This window comes from Methylobacter luteus IMV-B-3098, from assembly GCF_000427625.1.
GTDB classification, from domain to species: domain Bacteria; phylum Pseudomonadota; class Gammaproteobacteria; order Methylococcales; family Methylomonadaceae; genus Methylobacter; species Methylobacter luteus.
This window is the reverse complement of sequence record NZ_KE386569.1, coordinates 388820-406241: the sequence shown is the minus strand read 5'-3', so window position 1 is coordinate 406241 and position 17422 is coordinate 388820. Positions and strand designations below refer to the sequence as shown.

Genomic DNA, 17422 nt, shown 5'->3' with positions numbered 1-17422 from the left:
TCAAATCGACCTTCTGATGCGCTGATAAGTCGGTTGGTTTCCTGTCAATATATCTACAATCACCCAGCCGCTTTCCCATTCCCCTCTTTGGCACCGTATTAAACGGGTTCAATCTCCGAATTTTCTATGCCAGATAGCCCCGGATCAAGTTCTCTAAGGCAATTCAAAACCGATTTGATCTTTTGATAAACCGGCTTTATCAAAGAAATCCGGGCCCAGTTCGGACAACACTGGCTTTTTGCAGTTTAGATTGACCTGAAGTCCATTATTCTTTTCAACCGCTATGCCGGCTTTATCCCCCCAGCCTCTGCCTAGGGCGGTATAAACTACATATCCGTATGAGGCTTGTTTGAATCGAATATAAGCACCGCCGCCGCCCGCGAACGTTAGGGTACTGGCCTGGATATCCGCATTAGGAGGTATTTTGGCTGCCGGAAGAATCAGTTCGGGCGCGCCTTTCGGGCCGAATCGGTATTGCAGGTATCCGGATGAGGCAGAAATAGTTTTCGATGCGCATACGGATACGATTTTCTTGCCTGTGCGGCAATTAAAAATAATCGATTCGTCTTGCTCGCAATGGGATTCAACGGCGCCAGCCAGTTGAGCATAGCCATGAAACATAATTGCAAAAATTATCTTACTTAGTCTCATAAGGTCATGCCCATGAAAGGAGAAATAAGGCTGGCGCCGTCCAATTCCGATCTACGGATTTTATTAGATCAGCCTGTTGCCTATATTGTAGGCTTCCGTAAACGCCTGTAAGCCGTGAGATCCACCGTTCACCACTCTCCTGGCCCCGGCAAGATCATGAATAACCAGATAATTACGGATCTTGTTTTCACTATTTTTTAGAAAACAGGTAAGCAATTTCGCCGCAATTTTTGGATCGTTGGCCAATTCGGGACTATTGACCAAATCCCGTTCGATTTTGTCGCCGAATTTTGCATAATTAGCGCGTCCGGTTAACTGTACAAAGCCACGCCCCTTGAATCTGTCGCCATCCGGCTTGCCTCTATTACCCAAATCCCGACGATTGTCATACAGATCAAAAGGATGGCCGTTTGGCGAAGTATTAAATCTCGATTTGCCTTCGCTGATCGGTTCAAAGCTGGCTGTTTCGGCTCGGATGGTCGCTAAAGCCATTAAAACCATCGCTTTATCAGCTAGATTAACAGTGTGCAGGGAATTCAGCACAAACGGCAAATTTGCCTTGATATGGCCGATAGGTGTTTGGGGAAACATCTTCGAAACTATGCTGAAGGTCACGTTTTCGATTTGAAAAGGGTTGGGAGTTTCCGGCGCGACGATTCCCAGCGCCTTCTGAGTCGGCAAATCGACGATTCCATGTGATGCCAGCCCTTCACTTTTCTGAAAAGCAATCACCGCAGCTTCCGTGCCGGGACCAAAGTCTCCGTCAATAGCTCCCGGATTGAATCCTTTATTTTTTAGTGCTTCCTGAATGGATTTAACACTCTGACCTGATGAACCTTCTTTGAATATAGACATATTTTTTCTTATTTTAATAATGCACTGTTTAGAAAAAGTCGGTTTAAAAGAGCGGATTTCATAAAAAATCAGATGGCTCTTGCAAACTTACATGAACAAATAGTTGGCATAAAAAACTTGAATATTATTTACGACCGATCCTCCCATTCGCCTTGTAACAAGACGAACACATTCTCTTCAATACAGGAAACCATAACACAATAATTATATTTGTATATGTTATGCAGATAACGAAATACGGATACACTGCAGCCTTGATCATCCTAAATTCCATCATGTTTTATGCGGGGATCTCCAGAACATTTGCCTGTTAGCAAGTTTTGAATATTGATCAACAGCAATTCGAGATTGCCATCCGCTCCAGCCCGTGGGCGATCTCAGACGCTTCCTCGTAAAGTTTTTGTTTCATCATCCAGGGGCCGAATACGGGTGGAAACCAATGGTTCGGCGTCAGATCGGCATCAAAGATCAACCGGGTGCCTCCGCCACCAGGCAGCAGGCGCCAGCGGCTGTTTCCCTGCCGAAAATCGCCCCGGTTCGGTACGATGGTCACGGCAATGTCTCCGCTGGGCAGAAGCCGGACATCCTGAACCCATTCGAAATGCAGGCAGACGGCTGAAATGCAAAAGTCCGAGCTAACACTCATTCGAGTCCCGCCGCCATCAAGGTGTCCCATAGGCTCTACCCGCTTGATGTCAGGATTGAGCCGAAGAAAATTTTCATAATCCATGAGAAGCGTGCGGACTTTCGAAACGGGCGCCTGCACAACGCTTTCCGTGTGCATCATGTACCGTCCATGCTGTTGTTTGACCGAACTGTCCAGCACCTCCGCGCCCTGGGTTACCAAAGGAAGACCGATCGCGGCCAGCAACAGCCAAGCCGATATCTGAGCCGGACAAATTTTGCGCATCACAGTAAAAGCCGAAAACCCGATTTTCCATTTATTCCTGAAAAGGCGGAAGGCGTTTTTCCAGAAACCGCGGACCGTCGAGATGCCGCTTGCCGAGGCAGGCAATGGCACGAATTCTCCATTGCTGTATGACGTCAGGTGCGGCAGCGTTCGAGTGCAATCGTAAGGAGAAATTACGTGAACGCAGCAGCTAGTCACAAAAACGAGCCTGAAAAAAAATGCCCTTCAGGAAGCATAACGAACCTCCCAATGCGAATAACCGCGGTTTCCAGCCACGGTCACCAGAAAAGTGCAGTATTTGACCGATCGTATCTCGGCGAGATAGATATTAATTTTGGATTCCCGGCATCAACCAAGGTTCAAAGACCAATTCCGTTGGATCAATTGACGATTCAATCCACGCATCAATCATAAGTACGGTAAGAAAGGCAAAGCCCCCCCGTGGCTCTGTACAAGCATAATGGTCGCGAATCGCTGGAAAGAAATGAATATCACCAGGCAGGCTTTATCGGCATCCTCATGCGGAGGATTCAATCCCGCAATCAGGCAAATAAATTACTGGTTGATGCAATCAGCAGATAATAGATGATGATGCGAGGAATACGGAACAGCACCGAGGCAGCCAGCACGGTCGACCATCGGATTCCTACAACGCCGGCGGTCCAGCAGGTGACCGAATAAGGCAGCGGCGTGGCGGCGCCTAGCACGATGGCCCAGAATCCGTATTTGCGGATGAAGTCGCGCTGATCGTCATTGAACTGGCCGAAGAGCCGCTGAACGGATTTGAAATGCCCCAGCCAGCGGCCGATGAACCAGCCCAACATGCCGGCGCCGACGGATACCATACCAAGGGTGAGGACATAACGCGGCCACTGTTCGGCAAGATCGCTCTTGGCAATCACCAGCAGCAGGATATCCGGAGAAATAGGCGTGACCAATGCATCGGTTACGAACAGAATCAGGCACATCCCGGCAAATCCGATGCGCTCGACCAGCCAGTTCGTAGCGACAACCAGCTCTTCTTCTAACCAAAAGCTCAGCGCAGCCATCACAATAGTGACAAACAGGATGCTGGCCAGGACCTTTATCAGATTCTCCCTGATCATGACACTTTTTCCGAAATTAACTGAAAGTTGCGGATCGTCAGCCTTGAATTCGACACTCATCAAAAAAACCTGCATTTTGTCCTTGCTGTTTACGGAGCAATCCGGAACGATGAGCGGCCATTTCAGAAATTATAAAGGTGATTAAAAGCATATGTGGGAGGCCCCGCAGCTGATCGGCTTATATTATCTTAACTGATGTTACGCAGACAATTGGTCCCTACGTCAAATGCGCCTGTAGGGTCGAATTAATTCGACCCGAGACGCCTTGTTAGTCATTGAGTGCGAATGAATTCGCACCTACAAGCTAATAGCGACCCCTGCGTCAAACGCACCTGTAGGGTCGAATTCATTCGACCCGGGATTTCGGTAAAGGAGACTCAAGCGCTGTAGTGAGCGGCAAACGGCATAAAAAAGCCGCCCGTGCGTAACATCAGATCTTAAATGATACCCAAGCCCCGCGCACGAAATATAAGGGCTGTCGCAAGAACCCATCGGCCTCTTCGAAGTCGAAACCGATGTGGAAATGCCTGATGGGAGTTATTCATGATGAACAATGTTCTTTCTATACTGATCGCCGTGGGTATAGGCCTGCCTGTCGTTTCCCTTGCTGTCGAGGCATTGCGCCGAAGCCCCTCGCCTCCAGCGCAATTGCACTGGGCACCCGATATCCCGATCCAGTATGTCGAAGTGAAGGGCATCCGGCTTCGCTACATCAAAACAGGCCGTGGCCCCGTCCTGGTTCTTTTGCATACGTTGAGAACCCAGCTTGACCTCTTCGAAAAGGTTGTGCCCAAACTGGCCGGGGATTTTACCGTGTACGCGCTCGACCTGCCGGGGCATGGTTATTCCGACATCCCCGCTGTGAAATATGACGCCGAGTTTTTTGCCGATGCGGTTGAAGGCTTCCTCGAAGCCCTCAATTTAAACGACGTCATGCTCGCCGGCGTTTCCATCGGCGGAGCCATTCCGCTGATCGTTGCCGCCCGCCGTAATTCCCGCATTACTCGCGTTGTCGCGATTAATCCCTATGATTATGTTCAAGGCCGAGGCATGGCACGCGGCTCACTATCGGCCCGGCTGGTGGTGATGGCGGCCGGCATACCCGTGCTCGGCGAGACGGTGATGCGCCTTCGCAATATGTTCATCATGAAGAACGTGTTCGAAGGCGGCGTGTCCGACCCGCGCAGCATACCGCCGCAATTGCTGAAAGAGATGTATTTGACAGGCAACCGGAAAGGCCACTACCGGGCGCTCATCAATCTGCTTCGAAACGCCGAAAGCTGGCAGTCGGCGACCAGAAACTATGCCCGCATCAAGGTCCCGGTTCTCTTCCTCTGGGGCGATCAGGACTGGGCCAGACCCGATGAGCGGGAACAGGACCACCGGCTTGTGCCGGGGGCCAGCATGGTGACAGTCGAGCGCGGCGGGCATTTTCTGCCGCTGGACAGGCCCGATGAAGTCGTCAGGCATCTGCGTGAATTTTACCGTCACACTGCATCACTCGACGGTCTAGATAACCTGTAATTGCCGGACAAGACCCGCGCAGATTATTTGCCATTACGCTTTGCCGGCGATTTCCTTGTCGCCGGTTTCGGCGGCGCCGGCGCATCATCGGACTTAGCCTCGTTAATCATGGCATAGCAGGCGCTGTCGTCACCCAGCCCCAGTTCGATCCATGGAATAATGGCGGCGATCGGCGTCAGCAGCACGCCCAGAGCGACCGAAGCCCCTCCCTTGATAGCCAGTCGGGTCCGGTCCGGCATGACTTTCGGTGACTTGAGCGGCCCTGAGACATCCACCGGCACGCGCGCGCTTAAAATGCTGGGATCCTTGGGGCTGGCCTTGAGCCGCAGATTGGCAGTCTCCTGGCGAAGATCGATATGGCCTTCGATATTGATATTGGTATCGGTTGTATCGATCACGAACGGCGCTGTCTTCATAATGCCTTGATTGACCTTGAAGTTGCCGATAATGCAACGTATCCGGGTGCTTTTGTCCTTGGTCAGCAAAAAACCCAGCGACTCCGCCACATCAAGGCCGGCCAGCTCTATCAGCAGGTTGCTGATACGGCCCTGTTCCATCAGCAGCGTGACATCGCCGTTTCCGCGGCCGAGCATATCGGCTACCGAGTTGCCGGTTGTATCGAGAATGATCTGGCCGAAGAACATGCCGTCGCTTTCCTCCTTAAACTGCGTATCGGCCAGCAGGCGTCTGAGCGGCACCTTGCGGATCTTGACGTCTGCCTTTGTAGCGATGATGTCCTTGCTCGCATCAAGCTGGATGACCGCTGTAATCTGGCCGATATCGATGCGGAAATTCAAGGGGTCCAGCGTCAACTTGCCGTGATCCATTTGCAGACGCGTCTTAAACTCGTCAACCGGCAGATTGGGCGTAATGATGTTGTCGCTATAAAAGCTTACGTCCCCGTCCGCGGAGCGCATGGCTTCCGGATCATAGGGCTTATCGGGAAATATGCGCGGTTTCTCTTTTTCTTCCGGCGTCGGATCGGCGCCGATGAATCCGACAAGATCCTTAAAGTCGAGCCGTTTGGACTTGATGTCGGCTTTCAGAAAAGGACGGTCTTTAGGCGAGCTATACGCGACATGGCCGGCGATATCGCTGCTGCCCATGTTTCCTTTCAGATCGTTTATAAGCCACTGCTCGCCGGAGCGCGTCACATGGCCGGTGAATTTATAGGGCGGCGTCTCGGCCAACGGCACGCCGATAAAAGGCGACAGCTTGGCAAGAGTGTCGCCCTGCAGATCGATCGACAGCTTGGGTTCCTGCAATTGCACCGGATCGGCGAACGTCCCCTCGACCGCCACCTTGGTATCGCCGGCGGCCATTTTCAGATCGACGGGATAGGGTTTGCTCTTTTCCCACAGTTCCAGCAAGGAGCCGCCTTGCACCTTCAACGTGAAGCGCTCGCCTTCGAAACGGCCCCGGCCCTGCAACCTGACGCCCTGCTCTTTCGCCGCTCCGGCGGCCGATGCGGTCAAATTCAGTTCTGTATCCGTGGTCGGATCGCGATAGACAAGCTTACTGTCTTCGAGCGTCAGGTTGTCTATTTTGGGAATCTCGGTGCGGTCGGTTTCGTCCTTCTTGTCGGTTTTAAACACCCAGTTGCCCTTGCCTTTGGCGCTCTTTTCCAGCAATGCGTCTAGCTTGGACAGATGGATTTCCGGCAGCACCACATCGCCCTTCAATAAATCCAGCAGCCTGATGCTGAATTGGAGGCGATCCAGCGTCATCATTTCCGGCTTGCTGCCCCAATCGGTATTGGCCAGTTCGATATCATTGACAGTGATGCGCGGCGTCCAGGCGAGGTCGACATCAAGATCGCCCTTAATCTCAAAGCGCCGGTCCAGCTTACTGCTGACTTGGGATGATATAGGCCCGCGCAGCTTGTTCCAGTCGAAGAAAGCCAGGAACAGCGCTATAGCGACGACCAGCACGAGCAAGGTTATTCCGACCCATTTCAAGATTTGCTGCATAGAAATACCCTCTCTGCTCCGCGGCCCATTTGTCACAGGCAGTGACAAAAACGCTCTTTTCAAAAGGAAATTGAGATACCTGGTTTTTATGCATGGATTAGGATCAAAGACTCAATGAAATTGTTAGAGTTCATAGATTACGGAACTACATGACTTTAAAGGACACGAATACAGTGCTATGAATGAAATATGCACTTGCCTTGTCTCATCAATACAATGTATAAATAATATCGATTCAATACTTTTTTTGATGGAGATTAACTATGAAACTGATTAATAAAACATCGTTACTTGCATCAGCCATTGCCCTGGCGTTGGCCAGCGGCATGGCTCTGGCCCAGGCAGCCGGCTATCTGACGCTCAAGGAAGTGGAAGTGGAATGGAAAGGCAAAGCCGATAAAAAAATGCTGGAGGTGGAAATCAAAACCGGCCAGGACATACCCACCGATGGAAAATCCGGCGCCTTCGGCTATGCCATATTGACGGACAGCGGCAATAACGTGCTGGTGCTGACCACTCACCTGCCTATTGACGACAGTTCCTATGAAGCCACGCCTTCCGGATTTCATGCCCACGTTCTGGACCTGAAAAAACCGACCGACGCCTGCCAGGGCGCCAACTTTGAAGTCGATCTGGAAAATTCCGGCAAGAACACCGCTTTCGACGCCGATTACAAATGGAAAGTCGACGATAATGAAATTTCCGTCAAAAAAGTCCCCGTCGGCGATCTGGGCGATGCGGGGGTGGAGTCGGTCGTATCATTCACGCTGAAACCGATACTGGACGCCAATAAGAAACCGACCAATCTTTGCGTGACAGTAGTGGACCAGGCCTAGACTCGCCCTTACACGGCGCAGTGCTGACAAAGCGTTGCGCCGTGCAGGTGATGCTCCGTGTGATGGTTGGCAGCGGATTCTAATTCTTAATAACTGATGTTGCGCACGGATGGTTTTTGCCCCGTTTGCCGCGCCGGGCGCTGCGGCTTTTAACGGCGGTAGGCTGGGTTGATAAACCCGACATTTTCGAGGCCGCCCATGCCGGGTTTCCGCTAAAGCTCCAACCCAGCCTACACATATTTATCTCGTTTGCCGCACTGTCTAAAGGCGGTGGGCCTCGGTCTCCTGCAGCATCTGTTTGAGCCACTGCATATAGGGCGTGCCGCCGGTTCCCCTCGGATCGTCCGTCCAGCGGGTGATGTATTCTTCCGCCCAGCCGTAATGGACTCTCCGGAAGGCCGCCATGGCATCCAGGATGGCGTTGTAAGGCTCCTTGTACCTGGAATTTCGGATGTCAGGCATGGCCTCGACTTCCTTGATCAGCACCTGGTGCCGAAGCGGCATGTACTTGCGCATATCCATCAGATGGTCCGTCAGAACGGATCGCTGGTGGGGAATCTTCATAAAGGCGACCAGTGTCGGCATGATACTGCTCTGCGCGCCGGTCTCGCCGCGAAACTGGATGGGCGCCTGATCCACGCCTTCATAGGTTATGTTTTCGAAAAAGCGGATATAGGGCCGGAAAGTCTTGTAGTAGAGGCTGGCGGACATGTGCTCGGGAATGCGCTTTAACACTTCGACCTGGCGTCGTACGGCGTCTTCGATATGCCATAACTCCGGACTCAGGTCAGCTTCAGCATTCTCCGTCAGTTTGCATTTGATCGATGCGATCGCAGCCAGAATATCGGCCGCGATCGCTTCAATCTCTACATGCACCAGGATGAACCAATGCTCGTCATACAGGTGGACGAAGCTTTGCAGGGTATCGATATTGCCCAATCGGATCGGCTGGTGTTTATGAAAGCGCTTCCAGTTATAGAGGGCGTAGCCGTCGTAGCTTAGAATGGGCAGACAATCGAGCAGCATGGCGGCCCGCGCCAGCGGCACCGCGATATTGTACGGCAGGAGCTTGACCGGCTCCTCCCCGACCTGATTGACGTAAGCGGAGGCGAGAAAGCCAAGCCGCACATAATAAAGGCGAAGCTGAGGAAGGTTCTCCTCGTTGACCGGCCCCTGCCATCTGGGAATTTCAAGCTCCCGCGCGTAAACCCGAAAGTCTTTATCATAGAGCAGGCTCGGCAGATCATGACCGATCTCATCGAGCATGGCATAGCGGGAACCGTGCGGAAATGCAGTCAGAGGATCGTCTTCGGGAAGAAACCCGCGTTGCGCATAGGTAGGCTTCAGCAATTCGCTGGCTTCGGTCTTGTTGATCATTGCAGCATCAAACCTTCCCGTCAAACGCCGCCACTGCGTATTTATGATCATGTTTTCCTTCGAAAAAACAAAAGGTCGCCGCATAACCTGTCTGAGCTACAGGCGCGCCCTATATGTTCTGAGACCGATGCCTTCCGGCACTTGTTCCCTGCCATTTTCCAAGATAGATTTTTAGGACGGCTCAAAATTCCATTTGCAGTCCCGGTATGCCGATACGTTGTATCCGAACGGCATTCTTGCCTTCCTCGTAAGCCGGCAATTGGCCTTCATGTTGCCAGAGCCTGAAAGCCAGCGAGTATGACAGAACGCGCACCGGATAATCGCGCGGCAGTTGTTGCAGATAAGGTTGTATGGTCACGAAATCCGTCACGCCGTATTGCTGCATGATGAACCGCAGGCCGCCGTTGGTGGGGCCGATATTGTAGGCCAGGAGACCCAGAAACAGATCGCCTTTCATTTCAGCCAGATAATGTTTCAGGGTTGCGGCGGCAATGAAGGCGTTGTGCCGGTGATCGAGCAAAGACAATTTATCCACGCCCAGGCGCCTGCCGGCCTGTTCAGTGGCTATCTTGGGCACGCGCGTGATCTGAAACAGGCCGTGTCCGCCGTCGCGGCTATCACGCGGCAGGAACGAAGACTCTGTCGCGGCGACGCCCTGCAACAGATTCGGGTCCAGATCGAACGCTTTAGCCGCTTCTTCGATAGCGGCATTATATTCCTGCGAGCGTTTTACCAGCCGCAGCAATTGCGCCGTGTCATAGCGCCGATAGGCCGCATAAACCTGATGGGCCAGCGTAACGCGCGCCGCTTCCTGTTTGCCGCCGACCAGCGCGCGGAAATGCCCGTACGCCAGGGCGAATTCGCCCTGAATCGCGAACCAGCCGACCATGAGCGCCAGTCCGGCGGCCAGCATCGGCGGCAACAACGATGATAAGGCGCGCAGCCGTGTTCGCAGTTTCCACCAGCCTATCAGCAGCGCCGCCGCAACCAGGATCAAGCCGACCACACCAATCGCGAACGGCAGCAGGCTGCTGAAAAACCGTGTGCCTGAAAATCTGTCGGCCGAATAGCCGAGCAGCACGATAACCAATAGCGCGGCCGTAATGACAAGGCTCGCCGCTTCAAGCATGATCAGCGACAGCCGGCTCCTGAAATTATTGATCGCCGGCTTGTGTGCCGCCGGCTTTTTTGCTGCCGGCCGAGTCGTCGGGCGCGGACGTGGTTTGACTTGAGGCGGTATCGGGGGCTTTTTAGGCGCCGGATGGCCTCGCATTGCCGGTTTATTCATATTAAAAAATCCGATTCAGATAAAGTCATCCAATGTCAGGAAAATTATAGAGTAGGTTTTGATTGAGTTTTAATTATTCATGCTATTTCTATTGCATTGTAGGGTACGCACTGCGTATCTTTTCAGAACCGTGATGCATCGACAAATTTTGAAAATGGTATGCGATGCATACCCTACAGAACCCGCAGCTGGACGGGGCATTGCAGAAACGTTAGGGACGGGGTTACAAACCCCGCCCCGCTTGAACCTTTGTAGATCAGCGGCTTTCTCTGTCAATCGGCCTCGATCTCATAGTTCAGCTTGATCCTCTGCGACGTGCCGGCCTCGGTTTGAATGCTGAGCGCCTTTGTCAGCATCCGTCTCAAGACCACTACGGCCTGCTTGTTGAACAGGCCGACCTTGGTGCCGATATAAAAATCCGGCGTCAGATGCCGGCCTACGGCAAGCAGCGTATCCTCCAGCGTCTCGCCTTCCCTGACCTCAAATTCATCGACACCGAATTTGTTGGCAAGCCACGAGACCTTGCCCGCGCCATAGGACAGTGCCGCGCCGGCTATCATATTGCCTTCGGACTCGCTGGCCTGATTCAGCGGCCGGCCCGTGATCAGATAGGCCAGCGCTTCCGCTTCGGGCAGCGCGGGTTCCGAATAGATGCGGGTCCGGGGCGTCTTCAACAAGCCGGTCACACTGAGCACCGCCGTCACTTTTTTATCTCGTGAAACACGCGTGGCTTCCACGTCCAGCCAGGGATTGTCGACCGGACCATTGAAGGCGAAGCGCCCTTCGCGCACGGCAAGGTCCTGGCCATACTGTTTGTAACGGGCCTCCTTCATGTCGACGGTGCCGTGCATGGTCATTTTTCCGGCTCTCTGGACGATCTTTAGCTTGCCTGCAAGATCGGTCTTTAGCCCTAGCCCTGAAAATTTCACATTCCTGCCCAGCTCGACATCGATATCGACATCGAAGCCCGGCACGGCGGGCGCTGTTTCCTCGACAGGCTCCTGACCGACAATGATTTCATCCTCACTGACCTTGACGGCCTGCTCCGGCAGTTGCTTGATCTGCATGATCGCTGTCGGCACGCCCAATTTGCCCGTCACTTTGCCCTGCCCGTTCGCAAAAGCGATTTTCAATGCCGGCGACACGGCTATCTGCGCTTCCGGCAGTCTCGCGACTTCAAAATCATCGCCGGTCAGCGTCAGTTCGACCGGCCAGCCTGATTCGGGCTGCAGCAGCGCAAAACCGTCCAGATAGACAGCCCCGCTGCCCGACTTGGCCCCGCCCTGTATCCGCAGACGCTCGGCATTGTCCCTGGCAGCGGTGATCTGCAACTTGATATCACGCAGTTTCAGGCCCAGCTCTTCAATATCGACAGCTCCGCCGGAAAGCTTTACCGTGCCGGCCGCCGCCGGTTTTTGCACGACCCCGTACAGCGTCAGGTCCGCCTGCAGTTGGCCTTTGAGACCGGATACCTTATCCGGGACAAAGGCATTGAAGAGCGCAAACTCGGCCACCGATGCCTGTATGCGGCCCATAATGGCCTGGCTCGGGCCGATATCGGCCTGCAGTTGACCGCGCACGAAATCCCTGCCGGCCAGGGCCAGATCCAGATCGGCTGACACCGCATCGCCATCCAGCGTGCCGGTCACGGACGAGGCGCCCAACGGAATGACCGTGGCGGTTTCCCGAGTCTCCAGCAAGACCCTGGACCCGGCCGGCATCTGAAGACTGTAGCGTCCGGCCAGCACTCCTTTCCGCCGCGTTATGTCAGCATCGGCATTGATGATGCCGCTCAGCGTCACCTGTTCCGCCAGATAAGTCTGGAGCAGCGCGAGCGGCAATGCCGACGCCTTCAGCGCGGCCTGAAAGTCGCCGTTGGCTTCATAATGCCCCTGCACGCAGACGGAAGACGCCTGCCGGGCCAGACAACCCTGTTCGAAAGCCAGATCGACGCCGGCCTCGCGCGGCGTTACGGTCATCGCCATGGCTTCCCGGAGCTGCCAGCGGCCCTGATTGGGCACATTCAGCGCCAGTTTCGATAAATCGCCCTGCCAGCGGCCGTTTTTGATGCCGCCCGTCAGCACGGCTGACAGATCGCCTTCGGATGAACGCAGATCGGCGCTGACGCTATTCGCCGCCTGCGTGCCGCTGCCCTCGACCAGCAGGCGGGTTATCTCGATGGTGCCGCTTCTGATGCGGGTCGCCGACAGTCGCAATGACGAGCTTGCCTCGGGACGGTAATCGATATCGGCGTCCAGCAGCCTGGCGCTGTATCCGGCAAAGCGCAGACGTTTGCCTTGCCCCCGGAATTCGATTGCGGGCTGCCGCCATGCGCCCTGCAGGCGTCCATTGCCTTTCAGGCTGCCGCCCAGATCCGGCCACAGCGTATCCAGTCTGGGCGCATCGATCGAGACATCCAATGCGCCCTGCTCCTGTCCCAGTGTGCCGTCCACAGCCAGCCTGTTGGCGCCGGAGACGATACGCAGCGCATCGACCTTGAGCCGGTCGCCGGCCAGAAACAGTTTGCCGTCGGCGCTGACCGGATAATTGCGCAGTTTGCCGGTCAGCTTATCGATATCGACCTCCAGCTGCGGCGACTGCTCCACCAGTTTGCCTTTCAGGTGCGCGCTGAAGGTCAGGTCGCCGGGCATTTCCGGCAGGATAATGGCCGGGTTGAAATGCCGGCCCTGAGCCGTCAGATCGAACGCCGGCACGCCCTTCCATGAGACATCGCCTGCCAATAGAAACAAACCGGTTTTGGATTTCAGCTCCAGTTTCTCTATGGTCATGGCTTCGAGGCTGCCTTTGCCGTTGAATGCCAGACGAGCCTCGGGCAGATACTGTTGCGTCAGCCGGCCATTGACGGTCAGCCGATAATCATCGAGCAGGCCGCTCAGCTCGAATGTGCCCTGCTCGCTTTTCAGCTGGGGCTCGGCGTCAGTCAGCGGCCATTTTAGATTGCGCCAGTCGCCGCGCGCATTAATGCGCGGCTTGCCGAGCGCATCTTCCAGATTGCCTGCCAGATTGGCGATGAAGGGCGTGGATAATTGATTGTCGAAAACGATCCTGTCGATGTCGCCATGAATGGCGGATGCGCCCTGCCAGATGCCGCTGGTTTCGGTGCTGACCTGCCAGTCGGCCTGCAAGCTGAAAGGAAAACCCTTGCCCAGCGTCACCTGCCCCTGCACGGTCGCGACGACAGGCTTGGCGTTGACTTCCAGCAGGCTGACGTTAAGCCGGCCCTGTTCGGTCGCGGCCGTCAGGCGCAGTCTGCCCAGTTCGTACACCTGCTCGCCCGACTTTAGCCGCGCATCGGTCAGCAACAGATTTTCAACCGCAATCTCTACCGGCAGCCGCAGTTCGGCCCGGAAATCGAACGGCGTCTCGTCCTTGGGTGTCTCGGGTTTCCTGAGGTTGACGGTGACGCCATGCAGCGTCAGGTCGATAATTTTGACAGTGCCCGAAAGCAGCTCCCGCGGCCGCCAGGCGAAAGCCAGGCTTTTAACGTCCACGGTTTCGGTTTCGCTCTGATAATGCAGATCAGTAAGTGCGATGCGATCGATCAGCCGGCCTTCTATCGCCGCAACCGTCACCTGCGCCGGCAGTCTTGAAAAAAACTTCTGTAGCAGCCAACGGCTGCCGGCTTCGCTGCTGACCAGCCCGAACAGGCCGGCCGGGATCGCCAGCACGATCAGCACAACAATCAGCCAAATCCATTTCCTCATAGCCTTGTGCCGGCGGAAAAATGGATCTGAAACGAGGAGTCGGCCTCATTCAACGGCACGCCGAAATCCAGACGCACCGGGCCGACCGGCGAATACCAGCGAACGCCCAGGCCCACGCCGGTTTTGAGGCTGATATCGCCGGCATTGAAGGCATTGCCGGTATCGACAAAGGCCGCCACGCCCCAGTCGTCGAGCACGGGATGCTCGTATTCGGCGCTGACGACAGTCAGGAACTGGCCGCCTTCGACATGGCCGAACCGGTCCTTCGGCGCCAGTTCCTTGTAATCATAGCCGCGAATGCTGTTGATGCCGCCCGCATAAAAACGGTACGAGGTCGGCAGTCTTTTCAGATCATCGACCAGCGTCGCGCCCAGGTTGGTCCGGCCGATGAATTTGCCGCCCCCGGGCAAAGGCTGCATCCATATACCTAAAAAACTGCCCTGCAGAAAGCTGACGTCGGAGATCGGATTTTCATAACTGCCTCTGACTTCGAACTCGGCCCTGTAGCCTTTGGTCGGCCGTACGACGCTGTCGGCCACCGAACGCAGCCAACTGGCGCCGGGCACCAATAACAGCGCCTCGCCCGATTCAGTCTCGGTTTCGAATTCCTCATAGCTGAGGTCGATAAAAAGCGTCTGCTTCCAGCCATTATCCAGCGCTTTCTTGTAACGCGTGGAAAGCGCCGCTTTTTTTGATTTGAAGTTGTCGGTATCTTCGTACCTGAAACCGCCGCCGAAGCTGAACACATCGTGGACCGGGTCCTCCAGGGGAATGCTGTATTCGACGTCGGCAATCGACAACACCTGCGAGATGTCGAGATTGGCGGTCAGAAAATGGCCGCGTCGGTTCAGGCGGCGGTTTTTGTAAGTCGCATTGGCCAGCGGCCCTAAGTCGGTATCGAACCCCAGGCCGAAGCTGTACAGGTGCCGGCGCTTTGGAGATAGGGTGATCGCAACCGGCACGCGCTGCTGCTCGATATGTTCGATGTCCGGGATGATTTCCACGCTGTCGAAATAGTCGCTTTGCGACAGCGCATTATGCGTTTTGACCAATTCTCCGGTGGCATAGTACTCGCCTTCTTTTATCGAAATGTACTTTTCCACGAAGTCGGGATTCAGAATGTCCTGCCTGACGGTGACATCGCCGAAATACATGCGCTTCCCGGCGTCAAACACCAACTCGATCCGGGCGCTGTTGCGGTCCTTGTCGATCAGCAGTCTGCTTTCGCTGAAGGTCGCATTCAGGTAGCCGCGCTCCAGCGCCAGCGCTTCAAAGCGCCGCTTCAGGCTTTCATAGTGGCCGTGATGGACGGGACTGCCGATTTTCAGCGGCAGGTCATTGCGCAATTTCTGAAATTCGAGATCGTCATGGGCATCGCCTTTAATCGTGATGTCGATGGCGCTAACGACTGCCTGCGGTCCGGGCCGGATGGCAAAGCCGGCCTGCCAGCAATCCCGTTTAAAGTTAAGCGATTTTTCGACGGCGGCGTGGTAATACCCCAATGCCCGCAGGGCCTGATCAATTTCCTGATCGGCCTGTGCGTACAGGCTCCGTATTTTCCATTCCGGCGCATCGCAGGCTTCCTTCTCCAGGGACAGCATGAGCAGAACGTTGTCCCTGGCCTGGCCTTTAACGCCTGAAACCGACACCTCGGCAACCGCCACGGGCGCAATCAAGTACAACATCAGCATGAGCAGAGCCGGTCCCGGAACTGAAGACATCAGTCGCATGCGTTCCGGCCCCGGGCTTTCACCTGCTGGTTTGCCATGGAATGGAACGCAGCACAGCCAGCGGGTGAACAGTTGGTTTTTTCATAGGCTCCTTCCAGTAATTGCATGTTTAATCAACCGTTGCCGGACTGCGACATATTAAAGGTAAAAGATCAGCGAGTCAGGCGCCCCTGTTCAGCGACATGCGGCAGTTGCCACTCTCTGGCAAGTCCGGCAATTAACGCTCTATTTCAAGCCACACGGCTTTTATATCGCCAGAGCAAGCGGCTGGTCAAGCTGAACGGAAGTTCGACCGCGCAACACAGTCAATTGCAATGGTTTCCGCCCTTTTATTGATATCTTCGGCATAAGGAATTTTAATAACTAAAATAAGTCGTAGTTTTTGAAACAGTTTTATTTGTTTGGGTGTGTGTTTCTGACCAATAATTCCAGCTTATACATGGAGGATATTATGAAGCCGTTATTACTTTTATTAAGTATCTTGATAAGCGCCTGCTCAAGTATGCCAACCGTGCTGAAAAACGCCCCTGCCGTGGACGTCAATCTCGGGGAAGTGCTCGGCAATGTCAATCGTTATCGAGGTACTCCCGTACGCTGGGGCGGCACGATCATTGAAGTCGAAAACGAAGCCGACGTTACGGAAATACAGGTCCTTTATTATCCGCTGGACAGATCAGGACGCCCGCGCCTTGACAAGAAAACCCAAGGGCGATTTATTGTTCAAAGCCCGAATTTCCTGGACCCGGCCATCTATAAAAAAGATTCGGAAATTACCGTCACAGGCAACATCAAAGGCGAGGTCGAGCGTTCCATCGGCAAGAAGATGCTGGCGTTGCCGCTGGTCGAAATCGGTAATATCTATCTCTGGCCGGAAGAGGACTACCGGGATGTCTATTATGGCCCGTATATGGGTTATTATCCGTATTATTATTACCCTTACAGCAGATTTGGCTATTACTATTATCCCTGGTATTAAACCTTTACAGAGCAGCTCTTTAGGGTAATCTCGTCCTCTATAGCAGAGGTTTTTATGAAAAAATCCAACACCCTGATAGCAGCACTGTTAACACTGCTTGCCGGCCTTTTAAATACCCGTACGGCAACCGCCGATGTCAGTATGGGGCCTTATCCCGACGAGCTGTTTCTCGAAATCGGCGACAGGCCCGGTTTCAGGCCCTACCCTTACAGGCCTTATTACAGTTACCCTGGATACAGGCAGTATTACGGCTATCCGAGACCGCCTCAACGTTATGACCAGTATCGCTACGTGCCTAGATACAAGCGGCCGCCTTATTACTATGAGCGGGATTATTATGAGCGCTATTATGATTATCCTCGGCGTCCTCCTTATCGATCCTTTCCAAGGCGAACGCCGGGGTGGGAGGACGATCCAAGATTTGAGCGCCGGTATCGCTAGCTGTTAATTTCGGCCGGTAAAGTCATCATGTAG

14 protein-coding genes are annotated in these 17422 nt (G+C 54.3%); 5 read left to right on the top strand and 9 right to left on the bottom strand.

Annotated features, from left to right (window positions below):
* Window positions 1–153: 153 nt before the first annotated feature.
* From METLU_RS0103940 to METLU_RS26590, 3 genes are all read right to left on the bottom strand, one after another.
* Window positions 154–621 (bottom strand): hypothetical protein, encoded by a 468-nt coding sequence (locus tag METLU_RS0103940; protein WP_036242836.1) that lies wholly within the window; start codon window positions 619–621, stop codon window positions 154–156.
* A 93-nt stretch (window positions 622–714) separates the two neighbouring features.
* Window positions 715–1506: a peptidoglycan-binding protein gene (locus METLU_RS0103935; protein ID WP_027157090.1), complete on the bottom strand. Its 792-nt coding sequence runs from the start codon at window positions 1504–1506 to the stop codon at window positions 715–717.
* Between the two features lie 331 nt (window positions 1507–1837).
* Window positions 1838–2527, bottom strand: coding sequence for an SRPBCC family protein (locus tag METLU_RS26590; RefSeq protein ID WP_027157089.1), 690 nt, complete (start codon window positions 2525–2527; stop codon window positions 1838–1840).
* A 66-nt stretch (window positions 2528–2593) separates the two neighbouring features.
* On the opposite strand from METLU_RS26590, the gene METLU_RS27755 reads away from it, so the two are divergent.
* Window positions 2594–2830 (top strand): hypothetical protein, encoded by a 237-nt coding sequence (locus tag METLU_RS27755; protein WP_155920439.1) that lies wholly within the window; start codon window positions 2594–2596, stop codon window positions 2828–2830.
* A 128-nt stretch (window positions 2831–2958) separates the two neighbouring features.
* Here the strand turns inward: METLU_RS27755 and METLU_RS0103925 are convergent, their stop codons facing one another.
* Entirely contained in the window at window positions 2959–3597 is a 639-nt protein-coding gene (locus METLU_RS0103925) for a YqaA family protein (RefSeq protein ID WP_231383541.1), read from the bottom strand.
* Between the two features lie 468 nt (window positions 3598–4065).
* Between METLU_RS0103925 and METLU_RS24445 the strand changes: the two genes are divergently transcribed.
* Window positions 4066–5046: an alpha/beta fold hydrolase gene (locus METLU_RS24445; protein ID WP_051299765.1), complete on the top strand. Its 981-nt coding sequence runs from the start codon at window positions 4066–4068 to the stop codon at window positions 5044–5046.
* Between the two features lie 23 nt (window positions 5047–5069).
* Here METLU_RS24445 and METLU_RS0103915 read toward each other — a convergent pair whose 3' ends face one another.
* The gene (locus METLU_RS0103915; protein ID WP_027157087.1) at window positions 5070–7016 is read right to left on the bottom strand and encodes an AsmA family protein; all 1947 of its coding nucleotides are present in this window, start codon (window positions 7014–7016) and stop codon (window positions 5070–5072) included.
* Window positions 7017–7279: 263 nt separating this feature from the next.
* Between METLU_RS0103915 and METLU_RS0103910 the strand changes: the two genes are divergently transcribed.
* Window positions 7280–7852, top strand: a complete 573-nt coding sequence (locus tag METLU_RS0103910; protein ID WP_027157086.1) for a hypothetical protein — start codon at window positions 7280–7282, stop codon at window positions 7850–7852.
* Between the two features lie 261 nt (window positions 7853–8113).
* Here the strand turns inward: METLU_RS0103910 and METLU_RS0103905 are convergent, their stop codons facing one another.
* From METLU_RS0103905 to METLU_RS0103890, 4 genes are all read right to left on the bottom strand, one after another.
* Window positions 8114–9280 carry a PrnB family protein gene (locus METLU_RS0103905; RefSeq protein ID WP_196806490.1) on the bottom strand — a complete coding sequence of 389 codons (1167 nt, stop codon included), beginning with the start codon at window positions 9278–9280 and terminating at the stop codon, window positions 8114–8116.
* A gap of 130 nt (window positions 9281–9410) precedes the next feature.
* On the bottom strand, window positions 9411–10517 hold the full coding sequence (locus METLU_RS0103900) for a transglycosylase SLT domain-containing protein (RefSeq protein WP_027157084.1): 1107 nt from the start codon (window positions 10515–10517) through the stop codon (window positions 9411–9413).
* Window positions 10518–10789: 272 nt separating this feature from the next.
* A complete protein-coding gene (locus METLU_RS0103895; RefSeq protein WP_027157083.1) occupies window positions 10790–14242 on the bottom strand; it encodes a translocation/assembly module TamB domain-containing protein in 3453 nt (1150 codons plus the stop codon).
* Entirely contained in the window at window positions 14239–15963 is a 1725-nt protein-coding gene (locus METLU_RS0103890) for an autotransporter assembly complex protein TamA (RefSeq protein WP_231383540.1), read from the bottom strand. Before METLU_RS0103890 ends, METLU_RS0103895 begins: the two co-directional genes overlap by 4 nt.
* Window positions 15964–16423: 460 nt before the next feature.
* Between METLU_RS0103890 and METLU_RS0103885 the strand changes: the two genes are divergently transcribed.
* Together METLU_RS0103885 and METLU_RS0103880 are read left to right on the top strand one after the other, a co-directional pair.
* Window positions 16424–16948, top strand: a complete 525-nt coding sequence (locus METLU_RS0103885) for a Slp family lipoprotein (RefSeq protein WP_027157081.1) — start codon at window positions 16424–16426, stop codon at window positions 16946–16948.
* A gap of 54 nt (window positions 16949–17002) precedes the next feature.
* Window positions 17003–17389, top strand: a complete 387-nt coding sequence (locus METLU_RS0103880) for a hypothetical protein (RefSeq protein ID WP_027157080.1) — start codon at window positions 17003–17005, stop codon at window positions 17387–17389.
* Window positions 17390–17422 lie beyond the last annotated feature (33 nt).